Source organism: Stenotrophomonas maltophilia group sp. RNC7 (assembly GCF_030910085.1).
In the GTDB taxonomy this organism is placed as follows: domain Bacteria; phylum Pseudomonadota; class Gammaproteobacteria; order Xanthomonadales; family Xanthomonadaceae; genus Stenotrophomonas; species Stenotrophomonas sepilia.
In genome coordinates, this window is record NZ_JAVFVN010000936.1 from 1 (window position 1) to 4,265 (window position 4,265).

Here is a 4,265-nt window from a genome sequence, read left to right on the forward strand (position 1 = left end):
TAATAACTTTTCAGAAATGGAGGTAAAATATGTTTTGGTCCATATGTATGAGTTTTATTTCTATAGGTATTATATTTTTAGTTATGGCTTTAAATACTTTGACATATGTAGAACGTTTAGGTGTTTTAAAAAAGGTGGTAGCACAAAAAATCATTTTAATATGGATTACATTAATTTTAACAATTTTATTACTATATATTTTTTCTTTTAATAGTCCATCAGTATTACCGTCTTTTTATGTATTTCAGAGCTGCTTGGGAGTACTAACCCTTATAGGGCTATATAAGTTTGGTAAAGAAATGCTATTGTCATTAAGTATGGTTCAACCATACACTATAGTAAATACAAGTATGGGAATAATTTTAACTGGAATATCTATGTATTTAGTCGCGTTATAAATAAACATCAGCTATTTTATTCAGAATAAAATAGCTGATGTTTAAGGAGAGCTTTTGTGTAGAAGATTGATCTTTAAAATATTTCAAAATTTGGAGTAAGTCTAAGAAGTATTTTACCCTCAACAGAGCTAATAGGCACCAAACCTATGTCGCTATATCTACTATCATCGCTAAGTGGTCTATTATCACCAAGTACAAAAATAAAATTATCCGGGATTCTTTTTGATTTATATAATTCCTCTAATTTAAAATCCATTGTGTAATAAGGAGATTCTAATTGCTTAATATATATATCTAAATCTCTTTTTTGATCATGGTTTAATTGCTCAGGGTTTACATTAATTAATTTTGTATTATCTTTATATTTGTTAGGACTTTCTTTTTGAGCTGCTATGAATGGTTCTTCTATAACTATTCCATCTATGTATAAATTATCATTTTTATATTCAATGCATTCACCAGGTAGACCTATTACCCTTTTTACAAAATGCTTATTTTGCTTTTCTGAATAAAATTGTATTAAATCAAACCGTTTGAAGCCAACTACTTTATGGTTTAATTTTGAAACCAATAAGCGATCATCATTTAGTAGTGTGGGTTGCATGGATTCTCCTTTAGTTGGGTAAATGCCGAACACAAAACTACTTAAAAAATAGTATATGGCACATGTAATTAGAAAAGAAATATAAAAAGTTCTTTTGAATAGAAAAATTTTTTTCATTTAAATACAGCCCTTTCATTAAATTGTATACATTATAGTTTCAAAGATAATATTTTTTAACATAGTTACTTGAGAAAACGGAAAAAATATTTGATAATTCATATTTTTGTGGTAAGATAATTGTAGTAAATTAACATTTAAGGACGGACAAGCCATATTTTAATAGAATAAAATAATTACAAAGGGAAAACCCCTAGTAAGAGTAGCCTTCATTGAGCTGCTTTTATTAGGGGTTTTCTTTTTGTTTAAAGGAGTGTAATTATGCATAATCGTAATGATTCTGTAGAATATAATTTGTATTTAAATGAAATCGGACAGCATTCCTTATTAACAGAAGAAGAGGAAAAAATGTATTTAAGAAAGTATAAAGAAAATGGTGATATGGAAGCTAGAAGAATATTAATAGAATGCAATTTACGTTTGGTTGTATCTGTTGTAAATTCCTATCCACGTGTAGGTAACTGTGAGAAAATGGATATGATTCAAGTAGGGAATGTAGGCTTAATTAGAGGGATAGAAGCATTTGAAATTTCTAAGAATTGTAAGTTAGCTACTTATGTTACATGGTGGATTCGTCATGAAATTTCTAGATTTATTACTTTTAATAAAAATGATATTAGATGCTCTGTTACAATTCAAAATAAAATGGATAAACTAAAGAAATATTTTTCTAATGATAATGGGAAAGCTAAAAGAAAGCTAAATATAGAACAGATTGCTGAGGAACTAGGATATAGTGTAGAAACAGTACTGCAAATTATGGATACGTTAATGTTAAAAGAATCTGTTTCTTTAGATGCACCTTCCTCTGATGAAGATAGTAGACCTGTGATGAATAGTGTAAAGAATGCGAAAGCACCTAATCCAGTAGAATTAATTACATCGGAGGAGCAATTATATCAAATAGAAGAGTTATTATTTACTGTACTAAATGAAAAAGAAGAGAGTGTAATTCGCTATAGGTTTGGATTCGATACAGAAAAGGATTTAACCTTAGAAGAAGTAGCTAGAATATTTGGGATAACAAGAGAAAGAATTCAACAGATTGAAAAGAAAGCTATTGGAAAATTAAAAAATAGAATGGATAAATTAAATATAAGTAGCATAAGCGAATATATTGAATCTTTCTAAAACAAAAAATATTTGTTATAATATCACCATACAGAATTTTGTTTTTTTCTTATTATTTATAACAACTATTAACGCCTTTGGCGGTTATGAACACTTAGCTTAGTAGAGTGTAATAATCGTTTAAAGGCGTTTTTTGTTGTCAAAAATTAAGGGGGAATAAGAAAGTGAATCATTTAAAAGTCTTTTGGGAAGATGAATTAAGGGAAATGAGGAATTCGTTAGGAAGTAAAAATGGATTTACAGTTTCAGAACACTTTTTTGAGGATAGGATGTCTGAAAGGGAGATTTCTTTACAAGAAGTGGCAGAAGTAATAATAACAGGAGTAATTGCAGAGGGATATGATGTTGGTAAATATCCGAGTTATAGAAATGCGGATCCAGTAAGAACAATTATTGGAAAGACATCTAAAGGAAGAATTTTAACTATTGGCGTAGCGATAAAAGGAAATCAATCTTTTTGTGTTACAACAGGATATGAAGGGATTACATGTAGACTAAAACAGGCAGCTTATGAAGTCGGAATACTTGAGCAGGTGTTTGTATGTTAAGCTATAATATAGCTAGTATCAAGTTTCCGAGGGGGACACCTATGAATTGTATTAATTGTTGTTTGGAAGAGCAATTCACAATTGTAGTAAAAAACAAGGTGCAATTCAACAATGTACCAGTAAAACAATGTGTTAATTGCGAACAAAAAGAGTTTGCCATGCGCGATCTTTTAATACTTGAACATTATGCAAAGCAAGGATTGGAGAAGGAAGAAGTGGAATTTGAAGATATTTCAGTAGCTTATCAAAACATGTCTATCAATGAACTGATTAGCTATAGTCCACTACAATAATGCGAGTGAGAACCGTGTAGAACATGGTTCTTTTTATTTTGCAAAAAATAAGGAGGAAGAAGAATGGAATTTACAATTAGTAGAGCTTATGAGGGATTATCAAAAGTGGAATGTCAGGATTTATTAGAGGCTGTTCAAGTTACTTATAATATCGAAGGAGACTTATATTACAGAGGTGAGTTGATAGTCTCTTGTATGGGATATTCTGAGATGAGAAATAGAAAAAATTTAAAGAGACTAGGCATTGAAATGATTGTTATCAATAACCACATTAGATTTAAATGGTTAGACGAGTATAAGAATAAAGAAGCATACTATGCAAATATAATTGATTTAAAAAGAATTGGCATGGGTGATAAAGCAGAAATCCATGTTTCTGATTGTAAAAGATTAGAGTCTGATATTCGTTTTGATTCTTTAGACAGTATCAGACCTTATATGGAAGATTTATTTTCAAATTATAAAAGTGAAGATATACTAATTAGTTTTAATAGTGTGCAGGGCCATCAATATCTATAGGAAATAGGGGGAATGAATATGTTTACAATTGAGGAAATGATTGAAAAATGTCAGGAGAATATATGGTTAAAGTATGGTGCATTATCCGATGATCCATGTGCTGAGTTTGATTACGAATTTACATTAAAAAACTGTAAAACTATTTTTGAATTTGTAGAGTTTATGAAACAAGGAAACTGGGCAATACGACAAGGATTCTCAATAGGGAACTTACTGTTTGTAAATCAGATTAATGGCGGCGATGAATGGCTGAGTATAAGAAAAGATGAGGAAGGGAATCTTAAAGCTTTCGATTCTATAAGTTTCTTAAGTATATACGAATCATTGGGTGATGAAAAATTTATAGATTTTATCCAAGAACTATTAAATAAATCTAAAATAGCATGATAATTGCAATGAAATAAAATATAAAGTTAAGGATAAAAAGTCGTTTAGCAATTTTGTTAAACGATTTTTTATTTGTTTTAAAAAAGCAGCAGAAATTTTAGAAAACTATAATAAAGGGAGAAATAGACATGGACCAGTTTGTTAAAGATACAATCAACCTATTTAGAAATATAATTAGCCTATTTAATGAGAAAGGAGAGTTAAAACAAAATTTTAGGGAAACAAAGAGTTCAGCAATAAAGCAGATTTATATAACATCATTCTATTT

6 protein-coding genes are annotated in these 4,265 nt (G+C 29.2%); 5 read left to right on the forward strand and 1 reads right to left on the reverse strand.

The window, feature by feature from the left end; genetic code table 11:
• Positions 1-471 precede the first annotated feature (471 nt).
• The gene (lepB, locus tag RCF13_RS23685) at positions 472-1,119 is read right to left on the reverse strand and encodes a signal peptidase I (RefSeq protein WP_042866244.1); all 648 of its coding nucleotides are present in this window, start codon (positions 1,117-1,119) and stop codon (positions 472-474) included.
• Positions 1,120-1,380: 261 nt separating this feature from the next.
• Between lepB and RCF13_RS23690 the strand changes: the two genes are divergently transcribed.
• The 5 genes from RCF13_RS23690 (at position 1,381) to RCF13_RS23710 (ending at position 3,997) form a co-directional block, all read left to right on the forward strand.
• On the forward strand, positions 1,381-2,250 hold the full coding sequence (locus RCF13_RS23690) for an RNA polymerase sigma factor RpoD/SigA (protein WP_016121627.1): 870 nt from the start codon (positions 1,381-1,383) through the stop codon (positions 2,248-2,250).
• A gap of 164 nt (positions 2,251-2,414) precedes the next feature.
• Complete coding sequence (locus tag RCF13_RS23695) at positions 2,415-2,798, forward strand: DUF4258 domain-containing protein (protein WP_001995888.1); 384 nt, start codon at positions 2,415-2,417, stop codon at positions 2,796-2,798.
• Positions 2,792-3,091, forward strand: a complete 300-nt coding sequence (locus tag RCF13_RS23700) for a hypothetical protein (RefSeq protein WP_016121626.1) — start codon at positions 2,792-2,794, stop codon at positions 3,089-3,091. Before RCF13_RS23695 ends, RCF13_RS23700 begins: the two co-directional genes overlap by 7 nt.
• 63 nt (positions 3,092-3,154) lie before the next feature.
• On the forward strand, positions 3,155-3,610 hold the full coding sequence (locus RCF13_RS23705) for a hypothetical protein (protein ID WP_016121625.1): 456 nt from the start codon (positions 3,155-3,157) through the stop codon (positions 3,608-3,610).
• Between the two features lie 12 nt (positions 3,611-3,622).
• Positions 3,623-3,997, forward strand: a complete 375-nt coding sequence (locus tag RCF13_RS23710) for a hypothetical protein (protein ID WP_047956643.1) — start codon at positions 3,623-3,625, stop codon at positions 3,995-3,997.
• The last annotated feature ends 268 nt before the right edge of the window (positions 3,998-4,265 follow it).